Consider the following 19,107-nt stretch of genomic DNA (forward strand, 5'->3'; position numbering starts at 1 on the left):
GCGGGCACGCCGGCGCTTGGCGCCGACCGTGCCCTTTTTTCGTCCTTTCCGGCGGGCTCCGGCGGATGCCCTCCAGGCGGCCGCCGGCCGACCTTACGACAACCCGCCCGAAGCCGCTTGCGGCCCGTCCGGCGGGCAATCGCGGCCGATGCCCGCACGATCGCCTCACATCGGCGCTTGACCTCGGCCGGGTGACTCGATAGCGTTTCGGGTTTGCCCGGGCGGCCGTTGCCGCCGGTGCCGTGAGCACGCCCGACGTCCTGGCGCGCGCGGCCGGGCTCCGATGGAAAAGACGATGCAGAAACTCGATGCGGCCAGCCCGCAGGCGATGTCGACGGATTTCACCGCCGACAACGTCGCGCGCCTGAAGGCGCTGTTCCCCGAACTCGTGACCGAAGGCCCCGACGGCGCGTCGGTCGACGTCGACGTGCTGAAGGCGCTGGTCGGCGACCGCACGGTCGGCGACGCCGACGAGCGCTACGGCTTCCACTGGCACGGCAAGCGCAGCGCGCGCCAGGCCGCGCTCACGCCGTCGACGGGCACGCTGCGGCCCTGCCCCGACGACAGCGTCGCGTGGGACGACACGCGCCATCTCGTGATCGAGGGCGACAACCTCGACGTGATGAAGCTGCTGCACAAGAGCTACGCGGGCAAGGTGAAGCTCGTCTACATCGACCCGCCGTACAACACCGGCAGCGATTTCGTCTATCCGGACGACTTCAGCGACAGCATCCGCCACTACCTGGCGATGACCGGACAGACCCAGGGCGGCGTGAAGCGCAGCACCAACACCGAGGCGAACGGCCGGTTCCACACTGACTGGCTGAACATGATGTATCCGCGCCTGAAGCTCGCGCACGCGCTGCTGTCCGACGAAGGGCTGATCGCCGTGCACATCGACGAGCATGAAGTGCATGCGCTGGTGCTGATGCTGCGCGAGATCTTCGGCGAGGAGAACGAGCTCGGCGTGGCCGTGTGGGACAAGCGCAACCCGAAGGGCGACGCGCGCGGCGTCGCGTACCAGCACGAATCGCTGGTGCTGTTCGCGCGCAACGCCGAGACACTGCTCGAACAGGCGCCGCTCAAGCGTCCGAAGCGCAATGCGCAGCGCATGCTCGACGCCGCGCACGACGCCGTGTACCGCAGCGGCAACCCGAAGGACGCGCAGAAGGCGTACCGCGCATGGATGAAGGCGCAGACCAACCTGTCCGGCGGCGAGGTGATGTACGACCGGCTGTCGCCGGAAGGCCGCGTGTACCGCCTCGTGTCGATGGCCTGGCCGAACAAGAAGAAGGCGCCGGACGAGTATTTCACGCCGCTGATCCACCCGGTCACCGGCAAGCCGTGCGCGATGCCGGCGCGCGGCTGGCGCAACCCGCCCGCGACGATGCAGGCGCTGATCGAGCGCGGCCAGATCGAATTCGGCGCGGATGAAACCACGCAGCCGCAGCGGATCTACTACCTCGACGAGAACATGTACGAGAACGTGCCGTCGGTGCTGCCGTTCGCCGGCTCCGACGACGCGCTGCTGAAGACGCTCGGCATCCCGTTCGACCTGCCGAAGCCGGTCGATTTCGCGGCGGCCGTGATCGGCTGGTGCACGCGCGGCGACGACATCGTGCTCGACTGCTTCGCCGGTTCCGGCTCGACCGGCCACGCGGTGATGCAGGTGAACGCGACCGACGGCGGCGCGCGCCGCTACATCCTCGTGCAGCTGCCCGAGGCGCTCGACCGCCGCGACAAGACGCAGACGGCGGCCGCCGACTTCTGCGCGAAGCTGAAGAAGCCGCTGACGCTCGCCGAAATCACGAAGGAGCGCCTGCGCCGCGCCGCGCAGCAGGTCGCGCGCGACTATCCGGAAAGCTATGGCGACCTCGGCTTTCGCGTGTACCGGCTCGACACGACCAACGTGATCGAGTGGGATCCGCGCCGCGACGACTTCGACCACGCGCTCTTCGCGTCCGTCGAGCACGTGAAGACCGGCCGCACCGAGGACGACCTGCTCGCCGAGCTGACGCTGAAGCTCGGCCTCGACCTGTGCACGCCGGTCGAGCATCACCCGGTGGCGGGCAAGACCGTGCACCTGATCGGCCGCGCGATCGTCGCGTGCTTCGATGCGCGCATTTCGCGCGACGACGCGGGGCCGCTGGCCGACGGCATCGTCGACCTGCTCGATGCGACCGGCACGACGCACGACGTCACGTGCCTGTTCCGCGACAGCGGCTTCGTCGACGACGTCGCGAAGCTCAATCTCGCCGCGCTGCTCGAACAGCACGGCGTGAAGCGCGTGCGGAGCCTGTGATGCGGCTGCATTTCGAAGCGGATCTCGACTACCAGCGCGAGGCGATCGACGCCGTCTGCGACCTGTTTCGCGGCCAGGAATCGTATCGCGGCGACTTCAGCGTGCTCGCGAACGCCGCGCCCGGCACGACGGCCGCCGCGCAAGGCTCGCTCGGCTTCGCGGTGTCGGAACAGGGTGTCGGCAACCGGCTGTCGCTGACCGACGACGCGCTCGCGCGCAATCTCGCCGACGTGCAGCTGCGCGGCGGGCTGCCGCCGTCCGGCCTGCCCGGCTCGCGCGACTTCACCGTCGAGATGGAGACCGGCACCGGCAAGACCTACGTGTACCTGCGCACGATCTTCGAGCTGAACCGCCGCTACGGCTTCACGAAGTTCGTGATCGTCGTGCCGTCGATCGCGATCAAGGAAGGCGTGCACAAGACGCTCGCGATCACCGAGGATCACTTCCGCGCGCTGTACGCGGGCGTGCCGTACGACTACTTCCTGTACGACTCCGCGAAGCTCGGCCAGGTGCGCCACTTCGCGGCGAGCGCGGCGATCCAGATCATGGTGATGACGGTCGCCGCGATCAACAAGAAGGAAATCAACAACCTCTACAAGGACAGCGAGAAGACCGGCGGCGAGAAGCCGATCGACCTGATCCGCGCGACGCGGCCGATCGTGATCGTCGACGAGCCGCAAAGCGTCGACGGCGGGCTCGAAGGTCGCGGCCGCGAAGCGCTCGCCGCGATGGCGCCGCTCTGCACGCTGCGCTATTCGGCCACGCACGTCGACCGTCACCACATGGTGTACCGGCTCGACGCGGTCGACGCGTACGAGCGCAAGCTGGTCAAGCAGATCGAGATCGCGTCGGCGATCGTCGAGGATGCGCACAACAAGCCGTACGTGCGGCTCGTCGGCGTGTCGAACCGGCGCGGCGCGATCAGCGCGCGCATCGAGCTCGACGTCGCGACGACGGCCGGCGTGAAACGCCAGATCGTGTCGGCCACCGACGGCGACGATCTCGAACGCCTGACCAAGCGCGCGCTGTACGCGGGGCTGCGGATCGGCGAAGTCCATGCGGTGAAGGGCGCCGAATACGTCGAGCTGCGCCATCCGGAAGGCGAGGCGTTCCTGTCGCTCGGCGAGGCGTTCGGCGACATCGACACGCTCGCCGTGCAGCGCGAGATGATCCGCCGCACGATCCGCGAGCATCTCGACAAGGAGCTGCGCCTCGCCGAACGCGGCGTGAAGGTGCTGTCGCTGTTCTTCGTCGATTCGGTCGAACGCTATCGCCGCTACGACGAGAACGGCATGCCCGCGAAGGGCGACTACGCGCTGATCTTCGAAGAGGAATACGCACGTGCGGCGCGCGTGCCGGCTTATCGCGCACTGTTCGACGGCGTCGACGTGGCGCTCGAAGTCGGCCGCGCGCACAACGGCTACTTCTCGATCGACCGCAAGGGCGGCTGGACCGACACGAGCGAAAGCAGCGCCGCGGCCCGCGAGAACGCGGAGCGTGCGTACGGCCTGATCATGCGCGAGAAGGAAGCGCTGCTGTCGTTCGACACGCCGCTGAAGTTCATCTTCTCGCACTCGGCGCTGAAGGAAGGCTGGGACAACCCGAACGTGTTCCAGATCTGCACGTTGCGCGACATCCAGACCGAACGCGAGCGCCGCCAGACGCTCGGCCGCGGGCTGCGCCTTGCCGTCGACCAGGACGGCGAACGCGTGCGCGATCCGGGCGTGAACACGCTCACTGTGATCGCGACCGAGCGCTACGAGTCGTTCGCGGAGAACCTGCAGAAGGAAATCGAGGCCGATACGGGCATCCGGTTCGGGATCGTCGAGGAACACCAGTTCGCGGCGCTGCCCGTGCAGGAAGGCGACGGGCCCGCGCATGCGCTCGGCGTCGAGCTGTCGCGCGTGCTGTGGAACCACCTGCACGAGCAAGGCTACGTCGACGCGCAGGGCAAGGTGCTCGACCGGCTGAAGGATGCGCTGCGCCAGAGTGCGCTGGTGCTGCCGGAGGCGTTCGAGATGCTGCGCGCGCCGATCGTCGCGACGCTGCGCAAGCTGTCGGGCCGCTTCGCCGTGCGCAACGCGGACGAGCGCCGTGCGATCGCGCTGCGGCGCGATGCGTCGGGCAAGGCCGTCGTGTTCGGCGAGGATTTCCGCGCGTTGTGGGACCGCATCCGCCATCGCACCGTGTACCGCGTCGAGTTCGACAACGCGAAGCTCGTGCGCGACTGCGCGGCCGCGCTGCACGACGCGCCGGACATCGCGCGCGCCCGGCTGCAGTGGCGAAAGGCCGAGATCGACATCGGCAAGGCCGGCATCGAGGCGATCGAGGTGGCCGGCGCCGGCACGGTGCTGCTCGACGAAGGCGAGCTGCCGCTGCCCGACCTGCTCACCGAACTGCAGGACCGCACGCAGCTCACGCGCCGTTCGCTCGCGACGATCCTGGCCGACAGCGGCCGGCTCGAGGATTTCCGCGTGAATCCACAGCAGTTCATCGCGGTCGCGGCCGATGCGATCAACCGCTGCAAGCGGCTCGCGCTCGTCGCGGGCATCGCGTACCACAAGCTCGGCGAGCGTCATGTGCATGCGCTCGAATCGTTCGAGAGCGAGGCGCTGACCGGCTACCTGCGCAACCTGCGGCCCGATGCGCAGAAGTCGATCCACGAGGCGGTCGTGTGCGAGACGGATGCGGAGCGCGCGTTCGCCGATGCGCTCGAGGCGCACGACGGCGTGAAGCTGTATGCGAAGCTGCCTGCTTGGTTCCGCGTGCAGACGCCGCTCGGCAGCTATCACCCGGACTGGGCGGTGCTCGCGGAACAGGACGGCGGCGAACGGCTGTACTTCGTCGTCGATACGCCGAATGCGGACGGCCACGTGCCGAGCGAGCACGAGCGGGCGAAGCTCGCGTGCGGCGAAGCGCACTTCCGGGCGCTGGTGGACGGCGACGGCGCGGCGCGCTTCGTGCGCGTCAGGCAGGCGGACGCTTTGTTTGAACCTGCAGTGCCCCTGGCGAGCGCCGGGCGCTAAACGAAGGGCGGCGATGAGCCGCCCTTTTTTATCGGCTTTCTCGACGCGGCCCGGCGCGCTCGCCATGCGCGCGCCTTGCGCCGATTTCCGGTCTGTTACCCGCGTGTAAGCGATCCGTATTCGCGCCCGTTCGCGGCGCGGTTACGGCTGGTTGCAAATCGGGTCGGCACGATGTTTTCGCGCGACAGCCGCGTTGCATTCCTGCCATGAAAAAAGGGCGCCGAAGCGCCCTTCCGTCACGATTGCGCGCCGCGCCTAAAGCGTGCGGCCGAATGCGTGGTGATGCGAATGATGTGTGGACGTCGACGCGTGCGTCGTGTGGCCATGCGCGTGTGCGTGCGTGTGACCGCGGCCCGGCTGCGCGCCGGCGCGATCGGCGATCGTGTCGGCGCGGTCGGCCGCGCGCGACAGGCCCTTGTCGCGGTCGCCCGCGTGCATGCCGTTCGAGTTGCTCAGCGCGTGGCCGCTCATGTGGCCGGCGGACATGCCGCCTGCACCGTGACCTCCGCCGCCGCCACCACCACCGTTTCCACCGCCATTGCCGCCGGCTGCGGCATACGCGGACACCGTGCCGAGCGCGAGCAGCGCGGCCGTCAGTACGGACAGATATCGTTGCTGTTTCATCTTGTGCTCCCTGGAGCGCGTTCGTGTGACTGCATTCTATGAACGCGCCGGATTCGCGCCATGCGACGTTGTAAATGATCGTAACGAGGCGCTCGGCGCGTATTCGTCAGATCAATCCGGATCGTGCTTGAGTGGGGAACGAGGCAGGCGGGCGCGGCGCCGCAGCGCCGCCCCGGTGACGATGATGCTTACTGCGCCGGCTGGATGCCCTGCGCGGCGGCCCTGTGTTGCGCGGCCTGCTCCTGCGCCTGCTTCTTCGCCATGTGGTGGCCGACGATACAACCGCCCACCGCGCCGACGACCGCATGGTGCCCCGCATAGTGGCCGGCCACACCGCCGACCACCGCGCCCTTCATGCAGCCCGCCGCGTGCGCGCTGCCGATGGTGGCCAGCGCAACGACGGCCGCGGTGGCATACAGCCTGATGTGTCGAATGGGCGTCATGTTTTCATTCTCCTCATGTGGCGATCAAGTCGAGCCGCTTCGCTCAATCCCAGCGGCCGCCACGCCAGCCGCCGCGATCGCGCCACTCGTGCTCGCGCCATTCACGGCGGCGCCACTCGTGTTCGCGCCATTCGCGCTGACGCCAGCCGTCGCCACGCCAACCGTCGTCGCGATAGCCGACCGGCGCGTACATGACGGGCGGAGGCGGCGCCACGTAGACGGGCGCCGGCGCCACATAGGTGGGTACACCGATGCCGACCGACAGGTCGACGTGGGCCGATGCGACGCCCGAAGCTGCCAGCGCCGCTACACCGAGAACTGCACCGAGAATGAGTTTCTTGTTCATCTCGCAACTCCCTGCACGTGTCGTGCGTCATGTGAATACGGTTCGGAGTCTAGGCACCGGACACAGACACAGGTGAAACGGGTATGCGAGACAGGTAACGGACGTTTACAGGCGCCCGCCAAGCCTTGCAGGACAAGGAAGAGGCGGCATTCCAAACACCGTTGCAGCGGTGCATCGGGCCGGTAAAAAAGGGGGTTTCGGCACGAAACCGGGTGATCGGCACGCGCAGGCGTGAACTGGAAAACACCGAAAGCGAACCGCCCGCACTATCCGCGAGCGGTTCGCAAGCACGTGCATCACGCGCGGATATCGTCGACGCTGCGCAGCCAGTGCACGCTGAACAGGTTGTCCGGGTCGGTCCACACGGTATCGGGCACGAATCCGGCGCGGCGCGCAATCGCATGGAAACCGTCGATCGTGAACTTGTGCGAATTCTCCGTGTGGATGCGCTCGCCGGCGTCGAAGCGGAATGCGTGGCCACGCACGTGCACCGTCTGCGCGACGTCGCTGACGAGATGCATCTCGATGCGCTGTCGCACGGGGTCGTAGAACGCGCAATGCGAGAACGCGTCGACGTTGAAATCCGCACCAAGCTCGGTATTCGCGCGCACCAGCAGGTTCAGGTTGAACTGCGCGGTCACGCCCTGCGCATCGTTGTACGCGTCGTGCAGCGTGCGCTCGTCCTTCACGAGATCCGCGCCGACCAGCAAGCCGCCGCCACGCAGCAGCCGCGCGGCATCGCGCAGGAACGCATCGGCTTCTTCCGGCGCGAAGTTGCCGATCGTCGAACCGGGAAAGAAGCCGATGCGCCGCGCCGGTGTCGCGGTCAGCTCGGCCAGTTGCTCGGCCTTCGTGTAGTCGGCCGCGATCGGCGCGACGTCGAGCCACGGATACGCGGCACGCAGCCGGGCGGCGGCATCGTGCAGGTAGTCGGCCGAGATATCGACCGGCACGTAGCGCGCCGGCGCATTCGCGTAGTTGCCCGCGAACGCGTCGAGCAGCACGCGGATCTTCTCGAGCGAGCCCGCGCCGAATTCGACGAGTTCCGCATGCGGGCCGACGCGCCGCACGATCTCGGCCGCGCGATCGCGCAGGATGCCGAGTTCGGTGCGGGTCGGGTAATACTCGGGCAGCTCGCAGATGCGATCGAACAACGTGGAGCCGGCCGCATCGTAGAAGTATTTCGGCGGAATGCTGCGCGGCGTACGCGACAGCCCGTCGATCAGGTCGCGCTCGAACGCGCTCGGCCGCGAATCGCGGGCGGGTTGCTGGCCACCGCTCGTGGCCGTCCGGTCAGACGTCTCGCGCAAGTCGCACCCCCGTGAATTGCCAGCGCGCGGCCGGCGGAAAGAAATTGCGGTACGTCGGCCGTTCGTGTCCGGGCGGCGTCGCGATGCTGCTGCCGCGCAGGACTTGCTGGCCGACCATGAACTTGCCGTTGTATTCGGCAGCGACCCCGACGAGCGGCCGAAAGCCCGGGTACGGCTCGTAGGACGAGCGCGTCCATTGCCACACGTGCCCGAGCATCTGCCGGATGCCTTCGGCGGGGAACGCGGCTTCCCATTCGAATTCGGTCGGCAGGCGCGCGCCGGCCCATTCCGCGTACGCGGCCGCTTCGTAGAAGCTCACGTGGCACACCGGTGCGTCGGGTGCGAGCGGCTCGACGCCGTGCAGGCCGAACGTGCGCCGCACGCGCGTGGCGGCCGCATCGTCGTCGTCGGGCATCCAGTACGCGGGCCCTTGCCACCCTTCCCGCTGCACCGTCGCCCAGCCGTCCGACAGCCAGAACTCGGGGCGCGTATAGCCGCCGTCCGCGACGAACGCCGCGAATTCCGCGTTCGTCACCAGACGGTTCGCGATCTCGTACGGCCGCACGAGCGCCGTATGGCGCGGCCGTTCGTTGTCGAACGAGAACGCATCACCATCGTGGCCGATCTCAACGAGCCCGCCCGGCTGGTGCAGCCAGTGCTGCGCGCCGGCGTCGCCCGCGGCCATCGCGCCTGTGTCCGTCCCGTTGCGCGGCCGGAACGCCGGCTTCAGCGGGTTGCACGAGAACGCATGCAGCATGTCGGTGACGATCAGCTCCTGATGTTGCTGCTCGTGATGCAGGCCAAGCACGACCTCGGGCGCGATCGTCTCGAGCAACGCCGCGTCGGCGCCGGCCAGCGCGCGCAGCATCGCGTCGTCGACGTATTGCCGGTACGCATGTACCTCGTCGAGCGACGGGCGCGAGAGCAGCCCGCGTTGCGGCCGCGGATGGCGCGGGCCGAGCGCTTCGTAATAGGAATTGAAGAGGAACTGGAAGGCCGCGTCGAACGGCGCGTAGCCGGGGACGCGGCGCATCAGCACGACGGTTTCGAAGAACCAGGTCGTATGCGCGAGGTGCCATTTCGTCGGACTGGCGTCGGGCATCGACTGCACGGCCTGGTCCTCGGCGGACAATGTCGCGGTCAACGCGACGCTATGGGCGCGCACGTCCTGGTAACGGCGCTGAAGCTGTGAGGCAAGGAGGCTCATCGGTTTACCGTCCACGTCGCGGTTCGCTGCGTTGCGTGTTGCCGGAAAAAGGAAAGCCTTGCGCGTGATGCGCGCGGCTGACGTGCGACCTGCTGCTGCGTCGTCGGGCAGCCGGCGCGCGCGCCGGGCCGCGGATGCGGCGTCACTTCATCTGCCCGTGCAGAACAGTATGGGCCAGAAATGTGAATGTTGCTGACCGAGATGCGGATGAAACGGCAGATAAATGTAAATGAAAGCAACCGATCACCTGCCAATTGCTGACATCCGCGCGTATCGAGGAGCATGCGGAGGAGCATGCGTCGGCCGTTGTGATCGACGCACGCCGCGGACGTTCGCGCGGCCGTGATCGTCTCCCTGAGTGAATGCGGAATCGTCTGACCAACACGGGTGCGCGAAGCATGCTCGCCGCGTTTATCGCGTTCGACGAGCACCCTGCCCGCCCTTCCCCCGCGGCCTTCCACGCCGATCCGCTCGCCGGTTTCGAAAAAAATTTTGTGTCGATGTCACATACGCGGGGGGCTCGCTCGTCATGTCACCGGAACCCACACGAAAGGAGAAGGACCATGACTGCGAAACTCAACCCGTTTGCCGCCGCGCCCGCCCTGATGAAGCACTGGATGACCGTCTCGGTCGCCGCCGCGCAGAGCCTCGAGCCGACGCTGGTCGAGCTGGTCAAGATCCGCGCATCGCAGATCAACGCATGCGCGAACTGCATTAACATGCACGCGGCCGAAGCCCGCGAGCAAGGCGAGACCGAGCAGCGCATCTACCTGCTGTCCGCGTGGCGCGAAGCGCCCTGCTACACCGACCGCGAACGCGCGGCGCTCGGCTGGACCGACGCGCTCACGCGGCTGTCGGAGGACCACGCGGCGCACGAAGCGGCCTACGCGGCGCTGAACGACCACTTCAGCCAGGAGGAACAGGTGAAACTCACGCTGATGATCAACGTGATCAACGGCTGGAACCGGCTCGCGGTCGGCTTCGGGCTGTGGATCGAACCGGCCGAAGCAAAGGCCGCCGCCGCGAAGATGGTGGCCTGATGCCGAACCTCGACCCGGCCAACGGCAGCGTCGATGCACGGGCCGATGCGGCGGCGAGCTTCGACCCGCTGCGCCGCACGCTGATCCGCGTCGCATACCGGATGCTCGGTTCCGTCGCGGATGCCGAGGACATGGTGCAGGAGGCGTTCATCCGCTGGATGGACGTCGACCGCACCGAGGTGCGCGTGCCTGAAGCGTTCCTGCGCCGCATGGTGATGCGCATGTGCCTCGACCAGCTGAAGTCCGCGCGGCACCAGCGCGAGACCTATGTCGGCCCGTGGCTGCCCGAGCCGGTCGTCGAGGAAGACGAACAGGAAGACGTCACGCTGCCGCTGCTGCTCGCGCTCGAACGGCTCTCCCCGCTCGAACGCGCGGCGTTCCTGCTGCACGACGTGTTCGGCCTCGAGTTCGACGAAGTGGCCACGACGATCCAGCGCGATCCGGCCGCGTGCCGCCAGCTCGCTGCGCGGGCCCGCACGCATGTGCGCGAGGCGCGGCCGCGCTTCCATGTCGAGAAGCAACGCGGAATCGAATTGGCGGAAGCGTTTTTTGCAGCGTCACGCAGCGGCGACATGCGCGCGCTCGGCGCGATGCTCGCCGAGGACGTGAGCCTGCACGCGGATGGCGGCGGCAAACGCCCGGCCGCGGGCATCCCGGTGCTCGGCTTCGAGCGTGTGATGAAGGTGCACGAGTACCTGGCCAGGCTGTTCGCCACGCATGCGTCGAAGCTCGTGCGCGCGGGGTTCATCAACGGGCTGCCGGGTTTCGTTACGCAGGAAGCGGACGGCGAGCTGCAGACCACGGCGCTCGAGATCGAGGACGGGAAAATCGTCGCGATCTATGTCGTGCGGAATCCTGACAAGTTGAAGCACCTGCATTGAGGGTGGCAGAATCACGCGGCGTGTGCCGTGCGCATGCGCGGCCGCGATGCGCCCTTTTCTTCGTCCTGCCGCCCTGCCTTACCGGCCGCCGGCTCCTGCGCTCAATAGGTTCCGGCCACGAGGTAGATCAAGACGCCGAGCAACGGCGTCGCGATCGCGAAACCGGCTGCCGCGAGCCAGTTCGTGCCGCCCTGCGCTTCCAGCAACGCGAGCAACGATTCGCGGGACGTCGCGCTCGGGCGTAGTTTTTCGATCCTGCGTTCGACGTGCGTCCTGTAGAGGCTGTTCCCGCACCAGCCGAGCGTGACCGCGATCCCGATGGTGACCGGGTCGAACGTGGTCGATTCGAAGTAACGCGGGAAGAACAGCAGCTCGACCAGCGTGATCGCGAGCGTCGTGCCAAGGACGGCCGCCGCCTGCCAGTACATGCATCGATACGCCATCCACACCGGGCCCAGGAAACAGGCGGCCCAGTTCCACGACTGCCGGTTCTTTCGCGATGCGGCGATCTCCCACTTCCTTTCGAACCAGGCGGCTTTCTTGCCGACGAAAGCGGCGATTTCGTCGTTGCTCGCGGATGACGTGGCGGTCGTGACGTCGGACATGGTCGTGTGCTCTCAGTCGCGCGGATCGCGCGTCGTTGTTTTGATGTGTTGGAGATCGGGCGACGGTCGGAACCGCTGCTTCGATGCGCACACGATTCTACGCGCGGCTCAGTGGCCGTTGTATGGCGGATCGAAGTGTCGGCGAGGAAGGATGCGATGCCGTGGATCGCGCCACGCATCGGGGCGACATACGTTGTTTCGACCGGAAAAAGAAAAACGCCACGCGATGTTGCCGCGTGGCGTTTGTATGTTGGCGAGCCGCATTGCCTGTAGGCAAGTTGTGCTGCCAGACCCCTTCATTTGTTCGTTGGTAGGCTCGATTGGATTCGAACCAACGACCCCCACCATGTCAAGGTGGTGCTCTAACCAACTGAGCTACGAGCCTAAGAAGCCGCGAATTATAGAGAGGGTTTTTGAGGAGCACAAGCCCCTTCGTGAAAATTTTTTGAATCGAGGTGCGCGAGGGCCGACGATCGATGATGCCTCGCGATGCCGGGAACGTTGGCTTCACCTGTTCGCATCACAGCAAAACGCGTCGATGCGCTGTGGTGTTATCCACATTGCCCTATGGATAACCCTCCGGCAAGCCTCTGGATTCACAGTGGAACGATTGAGGATATGTCGCCGCGGCCGTGAATCGAAGAAAAGTTGTTCTGTGCTGCCGGAAGCTGTTCACGTGGCTCACCCAGGGTTATGCATTCTGCTTCCCGCCGAGAATTCATGAGGTTAGGGACGTTATCCACTGTGAGGCACAGGGTTTGTTAACTATCACTACGTATGTATACGAACTCTGTTAACACCTTTGGATAAGCACAGTCCGTCGACTGTGATCCAAGCAGGATATGCACTGCGTGCGGTGATCGGATGAACGAAGCGGCAAGCTGTGAGGGCATCTGACGATGCGCGAGCCGCTGTATCTGTAGAATCGCCGGCATTCAGGATCCGAAGGCGTGGCGCACAGGCTCACGACAGATGAGTGATTCTTCGTTGGCCCGGCTCGACGCACTCGAGATCGATGCCGTCGTACGCCGGTTGCGGCAACACCCGGGCGACATCGTGTTCGAGCAACGCGTGTCGATGCCGGAGGCCGATGTCCTGTGTTGCCGCTACAAGGGCAAATGATTCAACGTGAAGTTCGATCTCGATTCCAGGGGATGATGACGACCGACACGATGAAACCGAAGCAAGACTTGGGCAACGCGAGCGCTGCCCGCAACCGGAGCGGGTAATGGGCCCCATTCACTGCGGTCGGCACGGACACGACAACGGCATCACGACATCGAAGGGCATTGCCGCGCGCATCCGGCAGCGCGGGCAGTTCATGTCCGGCGAGCTCGTGAAGGTTTCGCTCGACCGACGGAAATACAGCCTGGAAAGGTGGATGCTGCGTGCTGAACTTGCCGAGCACGAGGTCGATGCGACCTTTATCGACAACGTTGCGCACGTGACGGCGTTTCCGAAGATCGCGGCGCTGGAGCGCTTGCGGGAGCGTCTGTGTTCGGCATGCCTGGACGAGCTGCTCGTGCGTTCCGGCGAGGTGCCCTATAAACCGACGACGAAAGAGCAAGCGTTCGACACGTCGGTCGTCGCGGCGAATGCGAAGTGGTCGCGCGGCGACGCGCGCTGCGAGTTGCACGGCTTGATCCGGCCGACACGGACCTCACCGGATATCGAGGACGCTATCTTGTCGATCGACGTGATCCGCGATTGTCACGTCGTGCGGGTGACCAATGCCAGCGTGGAGCATGGGGCCACGCATTGGTTTGACGAAGCGTTCTTGCGGAAGGTGCTCGGGCCGGACATCGACATCGTTGAATCGACGTTTCGCATCGATGATCGGGCCACGTTCGTGCAGATGTGGGACGCCGGTGAGCTCGTGTGTCCGGTGTGCCTGCGAGAGGTGCTGGAACGTAGCGGTCTGCGCAAGGACGACACGCGGACGTGAACGCAACGGGGCAATCGTGACGGGCATGATCGCGCAATACGACATCGGCCCTGATCCGTGATATCCGGAGAACACCATGAGCAATCTGAATTTCGGCAGGGTCGATCGTTGTTCCGTCTGGCTCAATACCGCGACGTTGCTCGGCCTGAAGTCCGCCTATGAGGAATTTGCGAAGACCGGGCAAGACCTGCGCAACTTCGAGATCTGCATCGAGGATGCAAGTGCCGCCAAGGTCGATCCGAAGCCCGAGGACGCCGTCATCCGCGTGACGTTCTCGGCGAAGATGCCGGCGGGCATGCGCGGGCTCGGTAACGCGAGTCCGCTCGGGACGTCGATCCAGTACGTCGTTTCTCCGGAAACTGGCGAGATTCTCAGGGTTTATCTGACCAAGTGACTTCGGAGGTGGTGAAGGTCGTCAGCCTTCACGTGTGGACAACCGCGGCACAAAACGATGCGAAACGCTGTGCTGACACAAGGTGAGCGTTTGCCCGGATCACAAGCTGGGTGCGGATCTCGGCGAATGTTGCCCTCGACAAGCCGATCCGAATGTTCGAGCACGCGACTGGACGGAGAGAAGCAAGCGCTGAGAACGGGGTGCATGCGGAACGTGCAACGTGTTCGTGCGCTTGTCCACAGCGTGTATGTGGACAACTCACACACCCAACCAGTCGAATCGCTGTGCGTCGGACAGGTGAGCGCCATGCATTCGACCATGCGAATCAGCTCGAGCGCCTCGTCTGACAGGGATTTTCCGGAATAGCGCAGGCGATGTGGAGCCTGCTGGCGCGATCCGTCATGATGGAATGCCTTGTGGATATCGAGCAGCCAAGGCACTCGAAATCCTGTGCATTCAACGGGTAAGGGTACGCGAATTCGGCGAGGATGTTCGCGTTATCTCACGGGTCGTGGATATCGCACTTTCATATCACTCGACTCCACGATTCTCGGTGCGGTTCAGACACCGACTCGGCGAGCGTCGCGAGAGAAGGCGGCATATGCCAGGACAAAGTCGCCCAGCGAGGATGACCGTTCGCTATGCTGCCGGTGACAACGCACCGATTCCATCCGATACACATGAGCGCAACTGCACGGAGCCTTCTCAAAGCCATTCTGAGCATCCCCATTGCCTTTGGGCTTGCCTATCCCCTTGGCCATCCCTCCGAAGACGGCGGCGTTCTCGGCGAAATAGCGGTGCTTGGGACAATCGGCAGCATCGTCGTCGTCGCGGTTTTCCTGGCGCTGGTCTATGCCTACGCGAGCGACCTCCGGACGTCCCTGAAATCGGTCGACCGAGGATCGCGTGCGGCCGAACCCAACAGCGTCTGGCTGATGTTCCTCTTGCCCTACAACTTCATCGAGGACTTCTTCATTATTTCCAACGTTGCGAAGTCCCTGGAAGCGGAGTCTCGTATCAATCCGGCTCTGTCGGGGTTGCGCTCGTTTGGCCGGACCAGCGGCATCGGGTGGTGTCTCGCGCAGGTTCTTTCGTTGATACCCAATGCCATTGGCTCCATCGCGGGTGGCGTCGCGGTTTTCCTCTGGGTTTGGCACTGGGTGTTCGTGCGCCGGACGAACAAGATGCTTGCCGGCAGCCAGGTCTCCGTGGCGACGCTACCTGGACGGACAGGATCGTAGCCCTCGCTGGAAGCCGGATCGCTTACCCGTGATCGATGTGGATATCCTGTTCCGCAGCAACTCGAAACCCTGTGATTCCAAAGGTGAGGGCGCCGGCGTGGTCTCGATGTGAATAACAGCCCGGGAAAGTCACTCGAAACGCTGTGCAGGCGAATGGTGAGCGGGCGCCCGTTCAAGCCCGCCGGGCCGCCCCACCAAAGGCGCCGGCGGCCGCCACCAACAGCCAGCCGAGCGTGCATCCTGCCACTTCAAGTCTGCTGGTCGAGCGCCTGCACGACTGCCTTTTCGCCAAGACTCCCCGTCGGCCCGACCACCGCGTAGTTGAGCCCGTTCACCGATCCATACCGCGCGAGCAGCGCACCGTCCACCCGTTGCCCGGCCGGCAGCAGCCGATGTTTCGATTCCGCCGGCCGGAGATAGAAGCTCAGCGTCCGTCCGGCCTCGTCCTCATAGAGCACCATCGCGGCAGTCGCCCCGCTGTCCGTCGTGAACAACCGCCCGCCGACCGGCCTGAACCCCGCCGCGCTCAAATCCGGCAGCTTCGCCGATGCGCCCACGCCTTTGGTGAGCCATCCCTGCAAATCGCCCGCACCGGTCGGCCGGTAATCGACCTTGGCCGTCCGATCGACCACCATCATCTGGTAAGCCTTGACCGCATCGCTCATCGGCGCGATGGGCGGCGGCGCGTTCCACCCGCGCGCCTGCCAGCCGCCGAACGTCCCGAGCCCGACGCAGAACACGAACGAAGCCGCCATTGCGAACCGCATGCGCGCGCGATCGGCCCGCCGGCCACGAATCGCGGCTGGATCCAGCGCGGGGTTGTCCGCCGGCATCCGCACGCTTTCGAGCGCGGCCCGCAACCGCTGCGCATCCTGCTGCCAGTGCTTCACCTGTTCCGCGCGCGCCGGATGCAGCGCGAGATAGCGCTCGACCGCGGCGCGCGCATCGTCGTCGAGCTGGCCGTCGACGTAGGCCTGGAGGTCGTGTTCGTTCGGAGGCGTGTTCATTTCTTCATCAACCGGAGAGAAGGAGCGGGAAGCTCGCCGTCGCTGAGCTGACGCAGCGCCTGGCGCGCGCGGGAGAGCCGCGACATCACGGTGCCGATCGGAATGTCGAGCAGGTCGGCGACTTCCTGATAGGTGAAGCCCTCGACCGCGACGAGCAGCAGCAGGCTGCGCTGCTCGTCGGAGAGCCGGCCGAATGCTTCGAGCGTCGCGCGCGCCGCGAATTCGCGTTCGGCGGACGGCCAGTGCGCTTCATCGTCGTCGCGGATGCGCCCAAGCAGCCACGCGTAGCGCTTCGCGCTGCGTTTGCCGTCGAGAAACTGCCGGTACAGGATCGTGAAGAGCCAGCTGCGCAGCGACGCGTCGTCGCGGCGGCTCGTCCAGCGCGACAGCGCGCGCTCGAGCGTCGACTGGACGAGATCGTCGGCCGCATGGACGTCGCGCGCGAGCCAGAGCGCGAAGCGTCGCAGCCTGGGGATGAGTTCGCGCAGTGCGTCGTCGTCGAGGGCGGTGGAGGGCATGGCCGGGCCGGTTGCCGAAAGGGTCGAGATGCCACGTAGGACGGCGGACGGCGCCGCTTATTCCACCAGCATACGAAAAATCTTTTCGTGGAATAAAGCGGCGTGGGCGGCGTCCTACGCGGGTTCGACAATGACCTGATGGTCGGGAGTCTATATATGGAGCGATCTTCTTCCTCTTCTTCGCCGCGGCGCGAGCCCGGGCGCGGGTGGTGGCGCTGGGCCGCGATCGGCGGCGCGGTGGCCGGCGTAGCCGTGGCGTTCGGGTATGTCGGCGGCTGGCTCGCGCCGGCGCGTCTGACCCCGCACCGGATCGTCGACGCGTTGCAGACGGCCGGCGGCGGCATTCACCCGGGCTTCCGGCGCAATCACGCGAAGGGCGTGTGCGTGACCGGTTACTTCGAAGGCAACGGTGCGGCGAGCGCGTATTCGGTCGCGCCGTTCTTCCAGGCGGTGCGCACGCCGGTGGTCGGGCGGTTCGCGTTGCCGGGCGGGAATCCGTATGCACCCGACAGCAGCGTGCCGATCCGCAGCCTCGCGCTGAGGCTCACCGCGCCGGACGGCGAGCAGTGGCGCACCGGGATGAACGCGATGCCCGTGTTTCCGGTCGCGACGCCGCAGGCGTTCTACGCGCAATTGATGGCGACCCGGCCGGATCCGAAGACGGGCAAGCCCGACCCGGCGAAGGTGAAGGCGTTTTTCGGCGCACACCCGGAGACGGCCGCGTTCCGCGAATGGGTGAAGGGTGCGAAGCCGAGCGCGAGCTACGTCACCGAAAGCTATTACGGATTGAACGCGTTCTACTTCGTCGACGCAGCGGGCAAGCGCCAGGCGGTGCGGTGGCGCGTCGTGCCGGAGCAGACGGCCGGCGCCGGCGACGTCGCGACGGCGGCGGACCCGAACGTATTGCAGCAGGACGTGACGCAGCGGATCGCGGCCGGTCCGCAGAAGTGGAAGCTGCTGGTCACGCTGGCGGAGCCTGGCGACCCGGTGGACGACGCGACGAAGGTCTGGCCCGCGCAGCGCACGACGATCGATGCGGGCACGCTCGTGCTCGACCACGTGGAGGCGCAGGACAGCGGCCCGTGTCGCGACGTGAATTACGACCCGACGGTGCTGCCGCAGGGGATTCAGGTGTCGGGAGATCCGTTGCTGGCGGCACGGTCGGCGGCTTACGCGGATTCATATCTGCGCAGGACGAGTGAAGAGGCCGGGGTAGCGGGCGTGGCGCGATTGAGTGGGGAGGGACGGTGATGAAGGCTTCGACGACGTTTGGCTTGCCGGCGCGGGTGCTGCACTGGGTGATGGCCGCGATGATCATCGCGATGCTGTTCATCGGGGTGGGGATGGTGGCGTCCGTTTCCGAGCGGCATGCGCTTCTGGTGGCGATCCACAAGCCTCTGGGTATTGCCGTGCTCGTGCTGGTTTGCGTGCGGATCGTGGTGCGGGTTCTGTCGAAGCCGCCGGCATTGCCCGAGGATCTGCCGTGGTGGCAGAAGGTTGCCGCGCACGGGTCGCATCTCGTGCTGTATGCGCTGATGCTCGCGATGCCGCTGATCGGGTGGGCGATGCTGTCGGCGGGCGGCTACCCGGTGACGTTGGGCGGTGGTGTGCAACTGCCGGCGCTGGTGTCGGCCGATCCGGTGACGTTCGCGTGGCTCCGGGTCGCGCACCGGGTGCTGGCCTATCTGTTCTTCGCGACGTTCCTCGCGCACTTTGCTGCTGCGCTGTATCACGGGCTGATTCGGCGGGACGGTGTGGTGAGGGCGATGGTGGGGCGGTGAGCGGCGGAGGATTGCGCTCGATGCGGCGGGGCGGTTCACGGGCGACCGAGGCTGCTCCTGCCGCGTCGCTTATATATGACTATTAGAGGGGTTCGGCGCCCCCCCGGCACCGCATGTCAAAATAATTTCACAAAAGGGGTTGCGGAGACTGGGGCAGGTGCTTAGAATCACGCCTCTTTCGCGCTAACGGAAACGCAGCGCGGGGGAAAAAGAGAAGTGGTGCTGTTGATGTCGGTTTTAACGACTCCAGCGCAAATGGAATAAAACCGCAGTCGTCGCAACGAAGTAGTTAAAAAAGTTGTTGACGAATTGCGAAACACGGTTCATAATCTCGCTTCTCTGCTGCTGAAAACGCAGCGCTGCTGAGAAACACGAAGTTCCTCGCAGAATGCTCTTTAAAAATTAACAGCCGATAAGTGTGGGCGCTTGATGAAAGC

18 protein-coding genes and 1 tRNA gene are annotated in these 19,107 nt (G+C 65.8%); 10 read left to right on the top strand and 9 right to left on the bottom strand.

What is annotated here, in order from left to right; all coding sequences use genetic code 11:
* The first annotated feature begins 283 nt into the window (after window positions 1–283).
* Both LGM56_RS30580 and LGM56_RS30585 read left to right on the top strand, forming a co-directional pair.
* Window positions 284–2,302, top strand: coding sequence for a site-specific DNA-methyltransferase (locus LGM56_RS30580; protein ID WP_226207618.1), 2,019 nt, complete (start codon window positions 284–286; stop codon window positions 2,300–2,302).
* Window positions 2,302–5,328 carry a type III restriction-modification system endonuclease gene (locus tag LGM56_RS30585; protein ID WP_226207619.1) on the top strand — a complete coding sequence of 1,009 codons (3,027 nt, stop codon included), beginning with the start codon at window positions 2,302–2,304 and terminating at the stop codon, window positions 5,326–5,328. The genes LGM56_RS30580 and LGM56_RS30585 overlap by 1 nt, the downstream gene beginning before the upstream one ends.
* A 255-nt stretch (window positions 5,329–5,583) precedes the next feature.
* Here LGM56_RS30585 and LGM56_RS30590 read toward each other — a convergent pair whose 3' ends face one another.
* From LGM56_RS30590 to egtB, 5 genes are all read right to left on the bottom strand, one after another.
* Window positions 5,584–5,952, bottom strand: coding sequence for a hypothetical protein (locus LGM56_RS30590; RefSeq protein WP_226207620.1), 369 nt, complete (start codon window positions 5,950–5,952; stop codon window positions 5,584–5,586).
* A 188-nt stretch (window positions 5,953–6,140) separates the two neighbouring features.
* Entirely contained in the window at window positions 6,141–6,395 is a 255-nt protein-coding gene (locus LGM56_RS30595; protein WP_175237681.1) for a hypothetical protein, read from the bottom strand.
* A 43-nt stretch (window positions 6,396–6,438) separates the two neighbouring features.
* Entirely contained in the window at window positions 6,439–6,741 is a 303-nt protein-coding gene (locus LGM56_RS30600) for a hypothetical protein (RefSeq protein WP_089471846.1), read from the bottom strand.
* Between the two features lie 296 nt (window positions 6,742–7,037).
* Window positions 7,038–8,051, bottom strand: a complete 1,014-nt coding sequence (egtD, locus tag LGM56_RS30605; protein WP_226207621.1) for an L-histidine N(alpha)-methyltransferase — start codon at window positions 8,049–8,051, stop codon at window positions 7,038–7,040.
* Window positions 8,035–9,258, bottom strand: a complete 1,224-nt coding sequence (egtB, locus tag LGM56_RS30610) for an ergothioneine biosynthesis protein EgtB (RefSeq protein WP_226207622.1) — start codon at window positions 9,256–9,258, stop codon at window positions 8,035–8,037. Before egtB ends, egtD begins: the two co-directional genes overlap by 17 nt.
* Window positions 9,259–9,821: 563 nt before the next feature.
* Here egtB and LGM56_RS30615 point away from each other — a divergent pair.
* Complete coding sequence (locus LGM56_RS30615; RefSeq protein ID WP_226207623.1) at window positions 9,822–10,298, top strand: carboxymuconolactone decarboxylase family protein; 477 nt, start codon at window positions 9,822–9,824, stop codon at window positions 10,296–10,298.
* Window positions 10,298–11,179: a sigma-70 family RNA polymerase sigma factor gene (locus tag LGM56_RS30620; protein ID WP_226207624.1), complete on the top strand. Its 882-nt coding sequence runs from the start codon at window positions 10,298–10,300 to the stop codon at window positions 11,177–11,179. Before LGM56_RS30615 ends, LGM56_RS30620 begins: the two co-directional genes overlap by 1 nt.
* A 101-nt stretch (window positions 11,180–11,280) precedes the next feature.
* On the opposite strand, the gene LGM56_RS30625 is transcribed toward LGM56_RS30620, so the two are convergent.
* Together LGM56_RS30625 and LGM56_RS30630 are read right to left on the bottom strand one after the other, a co-directional pair.
* On the bottom strand, window positions 11,281–11,784 hold the full coding sequence (locus tag LGM56_RS30625) for a DUF2628 domain-containing protein (protein WP_226207625.1): 504 nt from the start codon (window positions 11,782–11,784) through the stop codon (window positions 11,281–11,283).
* A 308-nt stretch (window positions 11,785–12,092) separates the two neighbouring features.
* A tRNA-Val gene (locus LGM56_RS30630) sits at window positions 12,093–12,169 on the bottom strand.
* Between the two features lie 587 nt (window positions 12,170–12,756).
* Here LGM56_RS30630 and LGM56_RS30635 point away from each other — a divergent pair.
* From LGM56_RS30635 to LGM56_RS30650, 4 genes are all read left to right on the top strand, one after another.
* Window positions 12,757–12,906, top strand: a complete 150-nt coding sequence (locus LGM56_RS30635; protein WP_226207626.1) for a hypothetical protein — start codon at window positions 12,757–12,759, stop codon at window positions 12,904–12,906.
* 106 nt (window positions 12,907–13,012) lie between these two features.
* Window positions 13,013–13,729 carry a hypothetical protein gene (locus LGM56_RS30640; protein WP_226207627.1) on the top strand — a complete coding sequence of 239 codons (717 nt, stop codon included), beginning with the start codon at window positions 13,013–13,015 and terminating at the stop codon, window positions 13,727–13,729.
* A 76-nt stretch (window positions 13,730–13,805) separates the two neighbouring features.
* Window positions 13,806–14,123 carry a hypothetical protein gene (locus tag LGM56_RS30645; RefSeq protein ID WP_226207628.1) on the top strand — a complete coding sequence of 106 codons (318 nt, stop codon included), beginning with the start codon at window positions 13,806–13,808 and terminating at the stop codon, window positions 14,121–14,123.
* A 680-nt stretch (window positions 14,124–14,803) separates the two neighbouring features.
* Window positions 14,804–15,364 (top strand): hypothetical protein, encoded by a 561-nt coding sequence (locus LGM56_RS30650; protein WP_226207629.1) that lies wholly within the window; start codon window positions 14,804–14,806, stop codon window positions 15,362–15,364.
* Window positions 15,365–15,612: 248 nt separating this feature from the next.
* Here the strand turns inward: LGM56_RS30650 and LGM56_RS30655 are convergent, their stop codons facing one another.
* Window positions 15,613–16,371, bottom strand: coding sequence for an anti-sigma factor family protein (locus LGM56_RS30655; protein WP_226207630.1), 759 nt, complete (start codon window positions 16,369–16,371; stop codon window positions 15,613–15,615).
* Window positions 16,368–16,889 carry a sigma-70 family RNA polymerase sigma factor gene (locus tag LGM56_RS30660; RefSeq protein WP_175956534.1) on the bottom strand — a complete coding sequence of 174 codons (522 nt, stop codon included), beginning with the start codon at window positions 16,887–16,889 and terminating at the stop codon, window positions 16,368–16,370. The genes LGM56_RS30655 and LGM56_RS30660 overlap by 4 nt, the downstream gene beginning before the upstream one ends.
* A gap of 156 nt (window positions 16,890–17,045) precedes the next feature.
* Between LGM56_RS30660 and LGM56_RS30665 the strand changes: the two genes are divergently transcribed.
* On the top strand, window positions 17,046–18,140 hold the full coding sequence (locus tag LGM56_RS30665; RefSeq protein WP_226207631.1) for a catalase family peroxidase: 1,095 nt from the start codon (window positions 17,046–17,048) through the stop codon (window positions 18,138–18,140).
* On the top strand, window positions 18,140–18,670 hold the full coding sequence (locus LGM56_RS30670; protein WP_171026769.1) for a cytochrome b: 531 nt from the start codon (window positions 18,140–18,142) through the stop codon (window positions 18,668–18,670). The genes LGM56_RS30665 and LGM56_RS30670 overlap by 1 nt, the downstream gene beginning before the upstream one ends.
* The last annotated feature ends 437 nt before the right edge of the window (window positions 18,671–19,107 follow it).

The sequence above is a fragment of the Burkholderia sp. AU38729 genome, assembly GCF_020419725.1.
Lineage (GTDB): Bacteria > Pseudomonadota > Gammaproteobacteria > Burkholderiales > Burkholderiaceae > Burkholderia.